Origin of the sequence: Wolbachia endosymbiont of Aedes albopictus, from assembly GCF_024804185.1 — a bacterium.
GTDB lineage: Bacteria > Pseudomonadota > Alphaproteobacteria > Rickettsiales > Anaplasmataceae > Wolbachia > Wolbachia pipientis_B.
In genome coordinates, this window is record NZ_CP101657.1 from 1,114,585 (window position 1) to 1,131,179 (window position 16,595).

General features: G+C 37.3%; 10 protein-coding genes and 1 pseudogene. 6 read left to right on the plus strand and 5 right to left on the minus strand.

Translation table 11 applies throughout. The annotated features are described in order from the left end of the window. Window positions 1–3 precede the first annotated feature (3 nt). The 4 genes and pseudogenes from NHG98_RS05860 to NHG98_RS05875 all read right to left on the minus strand — a co-directional run bounded on the left by NHG98_RS05860 (window position 4) and on the right by NHG98_RS05875 (window position 7,786). Window positions 4–4,746: an NAD-glutamate dehydrogenase gene (locus tag NHG98_RS05860; protein WP_096616903.1), complete on the minus strand. Its 4,743-nt coding sequence runs from the start codon at window positions 4,744–4,746 to the stop codon at window positions 4–6. 27 nt (window positions 4,747–4,773) lie between these two features. Continuing rightward, complete coding sequence (gene clpB, locus NHG98_RS05865) at window positions 4,774–7,428, minus strand: ATP-dependent chaperone ClpB (RefSeq protein WP_096616905.1); 2,655 nt, start codon at window positions 7,426–7,428, stop codon at window positions 4,774–4,776. A gap of 96 nt (window positions 7,429–7,524) precedes the next feature. After that, window positions 7,525–7,686: pseudogene (locus NHG98_RS05870) on the minus strand (transposase); the annotation flags it as partial. Beyond that, the gene (locus NHG98_RS05875) at window positions 7,652–7,786 is read right to left on the minus strand and encodes a hypothetical protein (RefSeq protein WP_259245386.1); all 135 of its coding nucleotides are present in this window, start codon (window positions 7,784–7,786) and stop codon (window positions 7,652–7,654) included. The gene NHG98_RS05875 and the pseudogene NHG98_RS05870, both read right to left, overlap by 35 nt. A gap of 928 nt (window positions 7,787–8,714) precedes the next feature. On the opposite strand from NHG98_RS05875, the gene NHG98_RS05880 reads away from it, so the two are divergent. Further along, complete coding sequence (locus NHG98_RS05880) at window positions 8,715–9,887, plus strand: NADH-quinone oxidoreductase subunit D (RefSeq protein WP_096617626.1); 1,173 nt, start codon at window positions 8,715–8,717, stop codon at window positions 9,885–9,887. Window positions 9,888–9,905: 18 nt separating this feature from the next. On the opposite strand, the gene recJ is transcribed toward NHG98_RS05880, so the two are convergent. Then, window positions 9,906–11,645 (minus strand): single-stranded-DNA-specific exonuclease RecJ, encoded by a 1,740-nt coding sequence (gene recJ / locus NHG98_RS05885; RefSeq protein ID WP_096617624.1) that lies wholly within the window; start codon window positions 11,643–11,645, stop codon window positions 9,906–9,908. A 184-nt stretch (window positions 11,646–11,829) separates the two neighbouring features. Here recJ and NHG98_RS05890 point away from each other — a divergent pair, with 184 nt between their 5' ends. From NHG98_RS05890 to NHG98_RS05910, 5 genes are all read left to right on the plus strand, one after another. Beyond that, a complete protein-coding gene (locus NHG98_RS05890) occupies window positions 11,830–12,996 on the plus strand; it encodes an aspartate kinase (protein ID WP_096617628.1) in 1,167 nt (388 codons plus the stop codon). A 38-nt stretch (window positions 12,997–13,034) separates the two neighbouring features. Then, a complete protein-coding gene (locus tag NHG98_RS05895; protein WP_259245388.1) occupies window positions 13,035–13,169 on the plus strand; it encodes a hypothetical protein in 135 nt (44 codons plus the stop codon). A 177-nt stretch (window positions 13,170–13,346) separates the two neighbouring features. Then, entirely contained in the window at window positions 13,347–14,813 is a 1,467-nt protein-coding gene (locus NHG98_RS05900; protein WP_096617622.1) for a hypothetical protein, read from the plus strand. A gap of 87 nt (window positions 14,814–14,900) precedes the next feature. After that, window positions 14,901–16,169 (plus strand): proline--tRNA ligase, encoded by a 1,269-nt coding sequence (proS, locus tag NHG98_RS05905; RefSeq protein ID WP_096617620.1) that lies wholly within the window; start codon window positions 14,901–14,903, stop codon window positions 16,167–16,169. Further along, window positions 16,166–16,528, plus strand: coding sequence for a holo-[acyl-carrier-protein] synthase (locus tag NHG98_RS05910; RefSeq protein ID WP_096617618.1), 363 nt, complete (start codon window positions 16,166–16,168; stop codon window positions 16,526–16,528). The genes proS and NHG98_RS05910 overlap by 4 nt, the downstream gene beginning before the upstream one ends. Window positions 16,529–16,595: the final 67 nt, after the last annotated feature.

Consider the following 16,595-nt stretch of genomic DNA (forward strand, 5'->3'; position numbering starts at 1 on the left):
TTCCTATGAAGCAAGTACTTTAATCCTCCTGATTATAAATATTAATTTGCTTAAATCAAGTTTAGAAGCAACCATCTCATCTAAAAAACTATTATAACGTTCTATGTAGTCCTTATCATTACAAGCCCAGGTTTGAACCTTATCTTTGGGGTTATCAGTAGCTTTTATGACTTCAACAGCTAGCTTGTGATGGTAATTGCTTAAATCGTCCAATAAATCATTAACTAAGCTGCGATCCCAATAAGAAGAGCGGCTTTTCATCTTGATGGCAATTGTTCTAATCAGATCGAATCTTAACAGCGACTTTAACTCAAAGTATATTTTACCAGCATCAAGAATGGATAAAGACGTCTGTTCAGCAACAGATATAATGTCCAATGCATAAGCAAGAACACATAGATCAGCAACTTCTTTTGCTAGATCTTTATTTATATTAAGTTCTACTAAAGAAGTTGATCCATGGCTATAGACCTTTAATAGGTGTTCATCTAAAACATCAGTTAAGTTCTGGCCTAAAGTTTCAATTGCATCTTTAAATTTTGTAACATCATCCAACTCTACAAAGCTAAGCTTGCCAAGATTTTTCACTAACCAAAACGATACTCTGCCAATAAATTTCTGTACGTTCCTCACTATTTGTAAGTATGAGTTAACATCAATTTTTCCATCCAATTCATCAATTTTCTGCCACAGGCTGTTTAAATCATACAGGTGGTTAACAACAATATATATGTTAACCGCTTCTTGTACCTTAATTCCAGTGTTCTCAGCCAAATTATTGATGAATATACAGCCCATTCTATTCACTACATCATTTGCAATGCAAGTAGAGATAATTTCTCTACGAAGTTGGTGTTTTAATATGAAATCCTTAAACTTTGTTATCATCTTTTTAGGAAAATAACCTAGCAAGTAGTCATTAGATATAAGATCTTTTTCTGGCAGATCGGAATGTATAATTTCATTTTTTATTGCCGTTCTAGTATAAGACATTAGAATAGAAAGCTGAGGAGAACTGAAACCTTCTGCACCAGTTAACATCCTTGCTATCTCTTCTTCAGTTGGAAGAAATTCTACGCTTCGGTTTAACAGCCCAGATTTTTCTAAACTGAGCAGTAACCTGTGGTGCTGCTCCAATCTCTCTTTAGCTTGCAAACACTCAAGAAGTAATGCTTTTGTTTCAATTCTGTTGTGGTTCTCAAGCACTTTGAATGCAACTTCGTCCATCATACTTGCCAGTATTTCATTCCTTTTTTCTAAAGAAATACCCCCTGCTTTCATAGCTGAAACAAATGCAATCTTGATGTTAACTTCAAGGTCCGAACATATCACTCCGGCTGAATTATCAACAAAATCTGCATTGATATATCCACCTCTTTCAGCATATTCTATTCTTCCAAGCTGTGTGCATCCTAAATTTCCGCCTTCTATAAACATAGAAGCTCTAATATCTTTACCATTTACTCTCAACTCATCGTTTGCTTTGTCACCGACCATGCTATGATTTTCACTCTTTGCCTTAACAAACGTGCCAATTCCTCCATTCCATATGAAGTCCACTTCTGCTTTGAGTAGATATCTAATCAAATCACTTGGAGGTAGTATATCTTCTGTTATATTAAAGCATTTTTTTATTTCTTGAGAAATGTTTACTTGCTTGCTGCTACGCTCAAATACTCCTCCACCCTTAGAAATCAAATCTTTGTTATAATCCATCCAAGTTGAAAATGGTAACTCAAAGAGGCGTTTACGCTCTGTGAAACTCTTTTCTGCATCAGGGTTTGGGTCAATAAAAATATGCATATGGTTAAATGCGCCGATTAAATGTATATTTTTTGAAAGCAGCATACCATTTCCAAATAAGTCGCCAGCCATATCCCCAATTCCAATAACAGTTGCATCCTGGTAAATATCCTTATTCATTTTCCAAAAATGCCTCTGCGCTGCAATCCATGCACCTCTGGCTGTAATACCCATCTTTTTGTGGTCATAACCTACTGATCCACCAGATGCAAATGCATCACCAAGCCAAAAATTGTATTCAGAGGCTATTTGGTTGGCATAATCAGAAAATGAAGCAGTGCCTTTATCAGCAGCAACCACGAGATATGGATCATCTTCATCATACCTAATCACATTCTCTGGTGGAATTATTTTGCCATTAACTACATTATCAGTAATGTCAAGCATTCCCCTGATAAAACTCTTATAGCATTCAACACCTTTCTCTCTTAAAGTATCTTTGTCTTTATAAACTTGCTTAATTACAAACCCACCCTTTGCGCCAACAGGTACAATAACCGCATTTTTTGTCATCTGAGCTTTCATGAGCCCCAAAACTTCAGTGCGAAAATCTTCCGTCCTATCCGACCACCTTAAGCCACCACGGGCTAATTTCCCGCCTCTTAGATGTATTCCCTCAAAAAGATTTGAATAAATATACAATTCACGATATGGACGAGGATCAGGCAAATCATTTATTTTATTTGAGTCAAATTTTATAGATAAGCAGGGTTTATTATCTTGATAATAACTGGTCCTTAAAATAGCCATTATCAAGTTAAATATCGAGCGCAAAACGTAATCATGTGAAACATTGCTGATCTCTTTTAGAAGTTCCTCAATTTTTTCTCTGAAAATGTCCGTGGTTTCTGCTCTATCAATGTCTATGTTAGGATCAAATCTTGCATGAAATAGTTGTATCAAATACTTTACTATTTTTGGATACTCTGAGACTACCTTTTGGATATATTCTGGATTGTAGTTAAATGACGTCTGCTTTAGGTAAGCACTTAACGCTCTAACCAGAAGCACTTCTTTCCACTCCAGTCCAGCAATAATGACCAAACTATTGAAATAATCATTTTTAATTTCCTTTCTAAACACTTTCGCAAGTGTTATTTCAAATTGCTCTTTTAGAGTAATGTTGTCTATTAATTCATCGACTCTTGACAACACAAAATGGTGTATCCATATTCCGCCGTTAATTTCTATGTAATAGCCATTATGAGATAGAATCTTAGCTCCCAAATTCTTAGTAATTCTTAATATCTTCGATAATTCAAGACCTCCATTGCTCGAAGTGTAAACCTTTAATTGATAATTAAGATTATCACGAGTAAGTCTTAAATCGACCTCGCTAACTCCTTTTTTCCTCACTATCTCCAATTTTTTCATATCGTAATATGCTTCATGAGGTTCGAAACTCTCTTGATAGCTTATTGGAAATGCCTTGCAATAACGGATGAATATATCCTCAACAGTACTAAAAGTATTATATAAATTGTCTATAAAACGATCTTCCCACTTTTCCGTAATGTTCCTTAATTTGTTTTCGATACGCAAAACTTCATCATCAGGAACACTAGCATTTTTGGTCTTTAGCACTACATGCAATTTCATCAAATCATATTCATTGATAATGTGATTGTTATAAATATCTGAACTTTCTGCACTTGTCTCATCCTTCAATATGTCACGTATCTTGAACATTAGCCTAGCGCTACCATAACGCATTGGTATCAGCACTATGCAACTAATAAAATCCCCTACTCTTCTTAAAAATAATCTGACCCTTGGCCTAATCGCAAGAGACATGATCGAAATGCAAATTTTAAATAATTCGTCTTCATTTGATTGGAATAATTCATCACAAGAGAATGCTTGTAAAATAGAAATTAAAGCTTTGTTATTGTGGCCCCCGGTTATAAACCCTGCATTTTTTTCTATAACTTTAACTTTATCTCTTATTATTGGAATAGTTCGAATATCTTGGACCTCCGCTACAGAAGTAAATAGCCCGAAAAAACGCCGTTCCTTTACTACATTATCCTGGTCATCAAATTCTTTTACTCCTATACAATTCATGTATGTACGCCGATGGACTATTGAGATTAGATCTGATCTCAGTATGTATAGGGAATCAAGGTTTGCAGAAGGAATCAACGTACTTTGACCTACTCTTATCAGGCCAAGGGCCTTTTTGCTATCACAGACGAGTTTTTCATCTTTACCAGCAATATATTCTTGATAACCTAGAAATACGAAGTTACTATTCTTTAACCAAACTAGAAAATCTTTTTGCTCTTGATTTCGGTCTGGTGTCATTCCAGTGCGTGACACTGGAATCCACGTGTCCTTTTCCTGGATCCCAGCTGGAATGACAGAAAGACTTGCCTCATCAAGTTTCTTGAGCATTGAGTGCCAATCTTTTACAACGCAATTAACTGCTTTCAGCGTTTTTTGTAGAGATTCTTTTAATGTATCAACAAAACTTTCACTTATACCTTTGATAATTACATATATAACTGACTCTTTGACTCCATTGCTTTCTTCCAAAGAGTAAATCTCATCTATTAGGTCCTCTTTTCTTTTAATGTTAATTATGCTGTTGCTGTAATAGCATATGGTTAAATTGTGCGATTTAATAGTTGCAATAACAGAATCAACCAAAAATGGCATATCATCGTTTGTTATCTTAATCGTGGTAAAATCGCCTTCTATTCCTGGTATATCATCTATATTGCTTACTACTAACTTACTTTCATCTTTCTCTTTTTGAGAAACAAAATTGTAAGCATCGTTTACAATATATAGCAAAAACTTATCGTTGGCTTTTAGGTCGCTTTTATAAACAAAACTATAAAAATACTTAATAAATTTTTTAATTTTTTCTTTATCTTGCTGATTTTCTTGATCAACTAACTCAAATAAAGACTCAGTGTCAACATTATGATCTATACACATTTTTTTTAATAAAAATACACAGTGAACTTAAACCTTTTTAACTAAGATTTCATTATCAAGAGCGTACACTATTAGCTCATCATTTTCTACTACTTCCCCTGATAAAACTAATTTAGCTAAATTATTTTGAATACACTCTTGTATAACCCTTTTTAAGTGCCTTGCTCCATATTCAGGGTCATAGCCAGTTTGTGCTATTAGTTCTTTAGCTTCCTGCGACAAATTTATACTCAGTTTACGCTTAGCAAGTGTTTTTTGTAAATAAGAAAATTGAACATCTATAATTTTATAGATGTCATCTCTGGTTAAACTGTGGAATATAATAATTTCATCCAGCCTGTTTAAAAATTCTGGACGAAATGCTGATTTAACTATTTGCATCACTTCGCTTTTTACAGAGTTAGCAACTCCTCCTTCCGATGTCATTCCAGCGCGTGACGCTGGCTGGATCCCAGTGTCAGCTACTTGGATGACAGGAAGTATAGGCCTATTCTCCGCTTCCCCTTTTAGCATTATCTCAGCACCAAGATTAGAAGTTAGAATTAGTATAGTATTGCGAAAATCAATCAATTTACCGTGGCTATCGGTAAGTCTGCCTTCATCCAAGATCTGTAGCAATATATTAAATATATCAGGATTTGCCTTTTCTATCTCATCAAATAAGATTACCTGATATGGTCTTCTCCTCACTGCTTCAGTTAACCTGCCACCTTGTTCATAGCCAACATATCCTGGAGGAGCGCCAATTAGCTTTGAAACAGAATGTTTTTCCATATATTCTGACATATCAAAACGCAAAAGCGCTGATTGATCGTCAAACAGAAATTCAGCAAGGGCTTTTGCCAATTCTGTTTTTCCAACTCCGGTTGGACCCAAGAATAAGAATGAACCAAAAGGTCGATTAGTATCTTGCACACCAGAGCGAGAGCGCCTAACTGCATTACTTATCGCTTCTATTGCATCTTTCTGCCCTATTACTTTTTTCCCTATTTCATTTTCCATATTAAGAAGTTTTTCCTTTTCGCTGTGCATCATGTTATCAACTGGAATTCCTGTCCACTTTGAAACAATGTTTGCAATATCATCTCCAGTCACTTCTTTCTTTAAGAAACTATCAGTAACCTTTTCCTGATTTTTTAATTCATTCTCAAGCTGAGGGATCACACCATACATCAGCTCTCCTGCTTTTCCTAAATTTCCACTCCGCTGAGCCAATTCCAGCTCTTTTCTGGCGTTATCTAATTTTTCAACTGTTTCTTGTATTCTAGCTATTTTATTCTTTTCCATCTGCCATTTGCTGTTCAAGTCAGCAAATTTACTGTTTAGATTTTCGATCTCTTCATTTATCTTTTTTAAACGCTGTTTAGAATTTTCATCACTTTCTTTTTTTAGAGCTTCTGCTTCAATCTTTAGCTGTATAACCTTTCTCTCAAGTTCATCAATAACTTCAGGCTTGCTATCCATTTCAATTCTCACCCTACTTGCTGCTTCATCAATCAAATCAATTGCTTTATCAGGTAAAAACCTATCTGTTATATATCTATTAGACAACGTTGCAGCAGCAATTATTGCACCGTCTGTAATTCTTATACCATGATGCACTTCATATCTTTCCTTCAAACCCCTGAGTATTGAAATGGTATCAGTTTCAGTTGGTTGAGAGATAAACACAGGCTGGAAACGCCGTGCAAGTGCAGGATCTTTTTCTATATGTTCACGATATTCGTCTAAAGTTGTGGCTCCTATACAGCGAATTTCTCCACGCGCAAGAGCAGGCTTCAGCAGATTTGAGGCATCCATTGCACCACTTGTTGCTCCTGCTCCAACTAAAGTATGAAGCTCATCTATAAACAAGATAACTTTTCCCTCTGTTTTTGAAATTTCATTAATCACTGCTTTTAACCTTTCTTCAAATTCTCCTCTAAACTTCGTTCCAGCGATTAAGCTACCCAGATCCAAAGCTAAAACCTTTGCATCACGCAAACCAAGTGGCACATCGTTTGCAACAATTCTGTTTGCAAGCCCCTCGACTATTGCAGTTTTTCCAACACCAGGTTCACCTATCAGCACTGGATTATTTTTTGTCCGCCTCAGTGATACCTGCATAGTTCTTCTGATCTCTTCATCACGACCAATTACAGGATCAAGCTTGCCTTGCATAGCAAGCTCTGTAACATCTTTTGTATATCTCTTAGCAGCGTTCAATTTTTCCTCACTATTTGGCGAGTCCGCACTGCTGCCCTTTCTCATTTCTGCAATAACTGAGTTCAGTTTTTGTGGAGTCACACCATTCTCTGCCAGAATTTTGCCTACAGTATCATCTTTTTGTGCAGTGAGGCCTTGCAGTAAACGCTCAACGGCAACAAACGAATCTTTATTCCTCCGAGCAATACCAATTGAATCTTCAAAAACTTTTGCTATTGCTCTTGAAAGTTGAAGGCCACCACTTCCTGGCCCTTCAATTACTGGCAACTTTTTTATTGCGCTATCCACAGCATTAGAAATACTTTGCACATTTCCAGCACAAGCGTTTATCAAATCCTGAACTAAACCTAATTCATCCTCAAGCATTACTTTTAGTAAATGCTCAGGCATAAAAATCTGATGCCCAGCTCCCAACGCTTTCATCTGAGCACTTTGAATTAGACTTTTTGCTTTTTCAGTAAATTTATTTAAGTCCATAACACCAGTTAAATCCGTATTTGCTGATGTATATAACAACTGATTTCATAAATTTAAACCTAAAGTTGTTTATTGTTAGGTATGGTCTGCAAAAATTTAAAACTTTCTTAAGAACCTGTTTAAAATCTTCGTAAAATGAAGGAAAATTTGCAAGCTGGTATTGAGTTTACGTTCGCAATTTTTCCACAACTGCCTACACTTTTCCAACCAAGCAAAAGAGCGCTCAACGACCCATCTCTTTGGCAATACAACAAAGGTCACTGGGATCCAGGAAAAAGAACGATGTCATGAAAGTAGCCCATATGATGTCATTCCTGTCTGGAATCCAGCTTTTGATCGAAAGTGTTGTATAGTACATAATCAATTTCCTGGATCCCAGCGCCTCTATGATGTTATCCCAGTGCCCAGACACTGGGATCCAGGTTTTTTAGAGCTATCATAGGATGACAGAAGCACACTTTGTCATCCGAGTAGCTGACACTGGGATCTCATTTCGTAACTTCATAGTATAAATTATTTCAAATTGTATCTATTTGCAAATATAGTAATTTTGCATAAAAAATTAGATCCCAGTGTCACGCACTGGGATGACAAGAAGAGGGCTACTCGGATAACAAAAAAAGGAGCACTGGCATGACACCTGTAGCCCTACGTCATACCGCCGTGGTATCTCTTAACATAGATCCCGCTGCGGTATGACGAATTGCTTAACCGTCATTCCACCGCCAACCGTCATACCGCCGCGACGCTAACAAGAGATCCCGCTGCGGGATGACGAATTACTTAACCGTCATGCCACCGTGAACCGTCATACCGCGATTCATTCGCGGTATCTCTTAGCCGCTAACACGTAGCGAGATGACGGTTGTCGTTTAGCTACAAACATTAAGAAATTTACCAAACGAAAAAAAGGCAAAAGAAGCCCCGTGGTGCGAGTTTTGACTCTATATTACTGTAAGTGGCGCTGTAATAATGTGCTAACGCTTAAAATAAGCGCGATTTGGCTGAATGTAGAAAAAATAAAAAAGACATGCAGCCGCTATAATTTTATGTAATCCGCCAATAAATACTCTGAGTTTTTTACTGAATTTTTGTTGTTGAACCTGCGCAGATCAAAAACAAGTTTTGAGTCATAAATACCCTTATTATCATAATAAGGGGGCTGGCAAAATGTGTCAAGTAAGTTTTTTTGTTTCTATTGAATGACAGTTGTGACCTATGCAAGAAGTCTATTGACTTTGAGCGCACTTTAGCCTATACAATTTCAATATCTTAAACTGTCAAACATGCCCGATCTAAAGACAATGATGTTAAATTTTGGCCCTCAGCACCCAGCTGCACATGGAGTGTTGCGCCTTGTTTTAGAGATGGACGGCGAAGTGGTTGAGAGAGCTGATCCTCATATTGGGCTTTTGCACCGTGGTACTGAAAAATTAATAGAACATAAAACGTATCTTCAAGCTTTGCCTTATTTTGATCGCCTTGACTATGTGTCACCAATGTCACAAGAGCATGCATATTCACTTTGTGTGGAGAAATTGTTGCAATGTGAAGTGCCAATTAGGGCAAAGTATTTACGTGTCTTGTTTTGTGAATTGACGAGAATACTAAATCATTTACTGAACGTTTCTTCTCAAGCGCTTGATGTTGGAGCAATGACCCCTCTTTTATGGCTCTTTGAAGAAAGAGAAAAAATACTGGAATTTTACGAAAGAGCTTCAGGTGCAAGGTTTCACGCAGCTTACATCAGACCAGGTGGAGTTGCAGCAGATGTTCCAGAAGGTTTGATTGAGGATATTGCAAAGTTTATAGAGCAATTTCCAAAGTATATAGACGATGTTGATGAACTTTTAACAGAAAATAGGATATGGAAGCAACGCACTGTAGGGATCAGTGAAATATCAATTAAACAGGCACTTGACTGGGGCTTTAGTGGCCCAATGTTGCGCGCGGCTGGGCTTGCTTGGGATTTGCGAAAAAGCCAGCCATATGAAATATATGATCAGCTAGATTTTGATATACCTATTGGCCAAAATGGCGATTGTTATGACCGTTATCTAGTTAGAATGGCAGAGATTAGGCAGTCTGTTAGCTTGGTGAAGCAGTGTATAGAGAAAATGCCTGGAGGCCCAGTAAAAACTGAAGATAGAAAAATTTCTCCACCGCCAAGAGCAGAGATGAAAAAATCTATGGAAGCTTTGATTCACCATTTTAAACTTTACTCAGAAGGATATCACGTACCAAAAGGTGAAGCTTACACAGCTGTTGAGGCACCAAAAGGTGAGTTTGGAGTGTATATAGTTTCAGATGGTACCAATAGACCTTATAGATGCCGAATAAGAGCACCTGGCTTTGCACATTTACAAGCTTTGGATTTTATGGCAAAAGGACACATGCTTGCCGACATTGCAGCAATTATTGGCTCACTTGATATAGTTTTTGGTGAGATTGATAGGTAATTATTGTAAAATAGTAACTCAACTAATGGTCAATACATCTTCTATTAAAAATTGTACAAATTCATTGCCATTCCAGTAATTCATAGAGATTTTACCCAAAATGGCTTTAACATTACCCTGCATGATAGCAGAGCCAAGGTGAGTATTTGCAGAGCGAAATGCAATAGCTCTTACCATAACATTATCATCAGCAATAAAACATTTTATATGATCAACTCCTATAACTTCAGGCTTTCTTATCTTTGCTCCCTGAATGATAAACCTTGGTTCAGGATTCCCAACTCCAAATGGTCCCAAGCGTTGCAGTTGGTTCCACAGAGATAAGTTTATTGCTTTAGCAGTTACTATACTATCAGCTTTTAAAATTTTCTCATTTATAGAGTTTGAAAATCTTTCAGTAAAAAAATCATGCAAATCATTTATTTTGTCTTCTTTAATTGAAAATCCTGCCGCCATACTATGGCCACCACCTTCAATAATTAAATTTGTAAACTTTGCGGAAAGGACTACAGCACCGATATCAACTCCCAAAATTGATCTACAGCTTGCTTTTCCTATTCCATTGTTTAAAGACATCACTATTGTTGGTAAGTGAAACTGCTCCTTTAGCCTTGATGCAATTATACCAATTATTCCCTGGTGCCAGTTGCCGCTTACCATTATAAAATTTACACCTAATTGGGCAAATTTTTCCGCTTGTGCTGTAGCTTCCAAGAGAGCCTCATTTTCTAACACTTTCCTTGCATTATTCAAATCTATTAATTTTAGCGCAATTGAATGTGCCTCTACATCATCATCGGTGGAAAGCAACCTTGCACCTAGCGATGCTTCTCCAATTCTTCCTCCAGCATTTATGCATGGCCCAATACTAAACCCTAATTGTGAAACACTTGGTTTTTCAAGGATCCCCAAAGCATCAAATAAAACACGCAAGCCAACGTTTTTTCTTGCTGACATAACTTTTAATCCTTGTGAGACAAATGCTCTATTGAGGTTTGTAATCTGCATAACATCGCAAACAGTTCCAAGAGCAACTAAATCCAGCAGATCAAATAAATCTGGTTCTTTTTTATTGGTAAAAAATCCTTGCTCACGTAGGCTTTTATTAAGAGCAATAATCAGCAAAAATGACACTCCAACTGCTGCAAGGTTAGTATAAGGAGAGCTTTCATCAAGGCGGTTTGGGTTAACAACTGCTATGGCGCTTGGTAACTTTTCCGTACCAAGATGATGATCGACAACTATAATATCAAGACCAAAGACCTTTGCATCTTCTATTGGTTGATATGCAAGCGTACCGCAATCAACGGAAATACACAAATCGATCCCGTTTTTTTTAAGTTGTAATAAAGCATCTGTGTTTAATCCATAGCCCTCATCAACACGATCTGGAATGTAAATTATAGAGTGTATATCGATTGCTCTCATGTACCTGTTAATCAATGCTGACGACGTTGCACCATCAACATCATAGTCACCAAATATTGCAATTTTTTCATTATTTTTTATTGCCCGTATTATACGAGAAACAGCTTTATCCATATCAAGAAGGTGAAAGGGATCTGGTAATAGCGATCTGATTAGTGGATATAAGAAGTCGCTCGCATTTTCTATGTTAACACCACGAGTAACCAATATTCTTGCTAGTACTTCTGGCAACTCAAATCTCTGTATAAGAGTTAAGATTTCCCTTTGATCTGCTTCTTGCAACTTCCACAATGCATTTGTTATGCTGCGCTTTTCAATTTCAAGTAGCATATTCTTTGTAAATAAAACTACTTTACCAGAACTTTTAAACTTGTTCTATAATTGTATTAGATGTATGGTCCCAGAGTGTGATGGTATGATAAGATGTGAGAAAAAAATATCATCACACTCTGGAACTGTGCGTCTATCTCTACAAAAACTATATTTTTCTTCAGAAGAGAGTTATATTGTAACTATGGACAAAATAATCATAAAAAAATTTGGTGGGACTTCGCTAACTGATTTAAACCGAGTTGCAAATTTGATAAAAAACGACATTGAGAAAGGTTGTAATGTAATCGTTGTTGTATCTGCTGTTGCAGGATTTACTGACCAAATGGCTTTTCAGGCTAGGCAAATCTCAAATTTAAGTTGCAGACAAGAGTTATCAGAGTATGACGTTATGCTTTCAGCAGGAGAACAAATTTCTTGCGGTCTATTAGCTATCACTCTCCAATCGATCGGAGTTAATGCTAAATCGTGGCTTGCCTGGCAGTTACCAATTGTAACTGATGATTTTTATTCTGAGTCTAAAATAAAAACAATAAAGATTGACCGTGTGAAAAGATCTTTTGCTGAGGGTTATACTGCTGCGATCATCGCTGGTTTTCAGGGTATAAATGATGATAGAATCACTACTTTTGGAAGAGGAGGCTCTGATATATCAGCAGTTGCCTTCACGGTAGCCTTTGGTGTTAGAACTTGCGAAATTTTTACTGATATTGATGGAATATATACAGTAGACCCGAGAATTGTTCCAAAGGCACGCAAGCTTAAATTTATCTCTTACGATGAAATGTTGGAAATGTCGTCATCTGGTGCTAAAATACTGCATAATCGTTCAGTACAACTTGCAATGAAGCATAACATTAAAGTGCAAGTGCTATCCACTTTTAAAGAAGTAGAAGGCACTACAGTACTACACAAAAGGGACGTACTAGAGAGATACTTAATTACTGGAATAGCTTATAGCACTAATGAAGCTCTTGTAACTTTCACTAACCTTGCAAATAACTTGTGTACTTTAAGAGATATAGTAGAGGCAAACGTTAAAATTGATATGATACATGGGTCAAGTTTTGTTATCTCCAAATTTGATATTGATTTAATGGAAAAGTTACTGAATAAGAATGAAAATTATGCTATAAACGACAATGTAGCTAAAATTTCAATAATTGGCATTGGTGTTATGTCTAACACTGAAGTGATGCACCGCACACTCAAGGTTTTAAGCGAAAAAAAGATAGAAATACTTGCTATCACAACATCCGAAATCAAAATTAGTATAATTGTTCAAAAAGAATACGTTGTAGCTTTGGTCAAAGATTTATATACTGAGTATGAGCTTGATATGCAACACTAGGATAGGTTCGACGTCCACAACTGTACGAGCATTGCAATTTGGGCCTACCAGGAGGGTGTCATTCTCCTGTCATCCAAGTAGCTGACACTGGGTCCTTTATGACGGCAGTGCCCAGACACTGGGATGACACGCTGACAATCGTCATTCCGCAGCGGGATCTAGAGATAACGTGACGGTATAGCTATACCTTTTTTCTACTTAGTTTGGATTATGCAAGAAGTCTATTATTGCTGGTTGTATATTACTTATAGCTTATCTACTCAAATTTTTACTTTATCTTTTATAATTAATTATTGACACTGTTGATAATCTAGTTATTATTAACATTGTGTTGACTAATGAGGTGAAAAATGTCTACATCTAATCTTAAAGTTTCGGTTGCTGCTTTATCATTGTGTGTATCTGCCGTTGCAATTTATATACATCTTCCTTATGTTATTGCGGCTGGTTCTGGTGCAATTAAAGCAGTTCCCTTAGCAATTTTTACTGTTTCTGCGGTTATTGCACTGGCTTCAGTAGCATATTTTATTAAACTTGCCGTTTCTCCACAGACAGAAATGGAGGATAAATCAAGTGTGCCTCCTTCAAGTAATAATCTCTCTCTTAATCTTACAATCTCGGACTCGGGCTCGGGTAATGTGAATATATGTACTAAGAATGATAACATGCTGATGGGAGCTGGTATTCCTATGTCAGAAAAAGTTAGCAATTGGCAAATCGACGAAGTGGGCACCCCAAATGATAACATGCTGATGGGAGCTGGTATTCCTACGCCAGAAAAAGTTAGCAATTGGCAAATCGACGAAGTGGGCACCCCAGAAGACCAGACTAACACTGGAAAGGGACAGCCAACGAAAGATGTGATAAAAGAATCTGTGCTTGCTCCTAAGTCACCACCACCTCCTCCAGTACTTGGTGCACAAACGAAAACAAGTGCCAGTGTACCACCACCACCACCTCCTCCTCCAGTAATGCTTGCTGCACAAACAAACACAAGTGCCAGTGTACTACCACCACCACCTCCTCCTCCAGTAATGCTTGCTGCACAAACAAACACAAGTGCCAGTGTACCACCACCACCTCCTCCTCCTCCAGTAATGCTTGCTGCACAAACAAACACAAGTGCCAGTGTACCACCACCACCTCCTCCACCTCCACCTGTTCCAAATAAGTCTGGAGAAGAATCCGACCATACTGCATCTCAAGTGCCACAAGAAAATTCTATTAATCAAGATAAGTTGAACGCAACATTGTCAAATGACGGTGACAAGGAAGAAACGCATGATGAGGGAGTTGGGCCTTCGCCATTAATGGGTCAACTTTGTGCAGAGATAAGAGGAGGTTTTAAATTGAGAAAAGTTGGCAGTCAACCTAAGCCTGGAAAAGAATCCGGCGATATTGCATCTAAAATGATGAAACACTTGCTTCTTGAGAGAAGGGAAAAGATTGATCCGCCTAGCCCGACTGTCTCGAACGGTTCGAGTAGTAATGGAGACGAGGAACAGGATAAGCAAAATTTTGCCCCTGCCCAAGCAGATGCACCTATAGGGGCCACCAGTGAAATAGATTCTGATGAGGAGCTTGTAAGTTTCCAACCAGACAATAAAAAAAGAAGCGAAAGTCCTGATAGTGCTTATGGGTCTAAATCCACATCTCCGTTGGATTTTAAGTCAGAGGCAGAGAAGCCACAGGTACCTGCTAGTTTACAAGAGGAACCTTCTGTAACAGAAGTGAATTATGTGGATCAAGTGAATAGTGAGATACAAGATCCATCTGCTCTTTCTGTGAAGAAACGCACTAAACTTTTGAATTCATAGAGAGGTATCCCAGTCTTTCCTCATTAAAATAAGTTTACCTACAGGTCTGATTGTATTAAGATTACTTAATACAATCAGATCTATTATATGCGCTTATCCAAATATTATCTGCCAACTCTAAAGGAAAAGCCTGCCCATGCTAAAATTATCTCCCATCAATATTCTTTACGTGCAGGCTTAATCAAGCAAACAGCGTCTGGCATTTATTCATGGTTACCGCTTGGTCTTTTAGTGCTTAAAAATATTGAAAACATCATCAGAGATGAAATGAACAAGTCTGGCGTTATTAAAGTATTAATGCCTTGTGTGCAGCCGGCAAGTCTCTGGCGAGAATCAGGCCGTTATGATGATTACGGCAAAGAGATGCTGCACATTAAGGATAGGCATGGGAGCGATATGCTTTTCGGGCCAACGCACGAGGAGGTAGCAACTGACTTAATTAGAGATAAGGTAAGGAGCTACAAAGATTTGCCACTTTATTTGTATCATATCCAGTGGAAATTCCGTGATGAGGTAAGACCACGTTATGGTGTTATGAGGGGTAGGGAATTTCTGATGAAGGATGCATACAGTTTTGATGTAGATTACGAAGGTGCACTGAATTCATATAATTTGATGTACAAAACTTACATAAAAATCTTCAAACGAATGGGCCTTACTCCAATTGGAGTGAGAGCAGACACTGGGCCAATTGGAGGAAATTTGAGTCACGAGTTTCATATATTGGCAAACACTGGTGAGAGCACTTTATATTATGACAATAAATTTTCTGAACTACTGGAAAGTGAAGATGTTGAAAGTTTGAAGAATATATATGCAGTTGCAGATGATATGCACGACCCTAAAACTTGCCTTGTGCCGCAAGAGCAGTTAAATGTTAGTAAAGGTATTGAAATAGGGCATATTTTTTATTTTGGCGACAAATACTCAAAGCCTATGAAGGCAAGTGTTACTTCTCAAGATGGAAAAAATGTCAACATGCATATGGGTTCGTATGGCATTGGGGTTTCAAGGCTTGTCGGTGCAATAATAGAAGCTTTTCATGATGATAAGGGAATTATCTGGCCAGAAGCGGTAGCTCCTTTCAGAATTGGTTTAATCAATTTACAAACGAAAGTAACGGAGGCTGCAGATAAAATATACAAAGCTTTGAAAAGTGATGAAGTGCTTTACGATGATACGGAAGGAAGTATAGGAGTAAAATTTTCTAGAATGGATCTGATAGGCTTGCCGTGGCAAATAATTGTTGGAAAAAAGGCAATAAATGACAATATAGTTGAAGTAAAAAATAGAGCAACTGGAGAGGTAAAAGAAATGCAGATTGAGGAAGCAATAAATCGCTTTAGCACAAAATGATACGCGGTATCGGCACTGACATAGTATATATACCAAGAGTATTGAGAATATTACAAAAATACGGGGAAAAATTTCTTAATAGAATCTACACTGAAAAAGAAATAGAGCTAAGTAGAAAGTATAATAGTCAAGAAATGCGAGCAAGGTATTTTGCCAAACGCTTTGCAGCAAAAGAAGCTTTTGTTAAAGCACGAGGTACTGGATTTAGCCAGGGCATTATAATGAAAGATATAGAAATATACAGCGATGTAAGAGGAAAACCATATATTGCTGTCAGAAAGGATTTTATCTCCAAAATTCATCTTTCTCTGAGTGACGATGGAGATTACGCTACTGCGTTTGTTATAATTTGCATCTAGCAGATATTGTTTCAATTTATGCAGTTGACTTTATGCTATCTATATAGCTAAACTGACTTAGGTTTAC

Coding starts and splice junctions, on each gene's coding strand:
- NHG98_RS05890 (WP_096617628.1), top strand. CDS start 11,830: ATGGACAAAATAATCATAAAAAAATTTGGTGGGACTTCGCTAACTGAT.
- NHG98_RS05900 (WP_096617622.1), top strand. CDS start 13,347: ATGTCTACATCTAATCTTAAAGTTTCGGTTGCTGCTTTATCATTGTGT.
- NHG98_RS05860 (WP_096616903.1), bottom strand. CDS start 4,746: ATGTGTATAGATCATAATGTTGACACTGAGTCTTTATTTGAGTTAGTT.
- recJ (WP_096617624.1), bottom strand. CDS start 11,645: ATGCTACTTGAAATTGAAAAGCGCAGCATAACAAATGCATTGTGGAAG.
- NHG98_RS05880 (WP_096617626.1), top strand. CDS start 8,715: ATGCCCGATCTAAAGACAATGATGTTAAATTTTGGCCCTCAGCACCCA.
- clpB (WP_096616905.1), bottom strand. CDS start 7,428: ATGGACTTAAATAAATTTACTGAAAAAGCAAAAAGTCTAATTCAAAGT.
- NHG98_RS05875 (WP_259245386.1), bottom strand. CDS start 7,786: ATGTACTATACAACACTTTCGATCAAAAGCTGGATTCCAGACAGGAAT.
- NHG98_RS05910 (WP_096617618.1), top strand. CDS start 16,166: ATGATACGCGGTATCGGCACTGACATAGTATATATACCAAGAGTATTG.
- proS (WP_096617620.1), top strand. CDS start 14,901: ATGCGCTTATCCAAATATTATCTGCCAACTCTAAAGGAAAAGCCTGCC.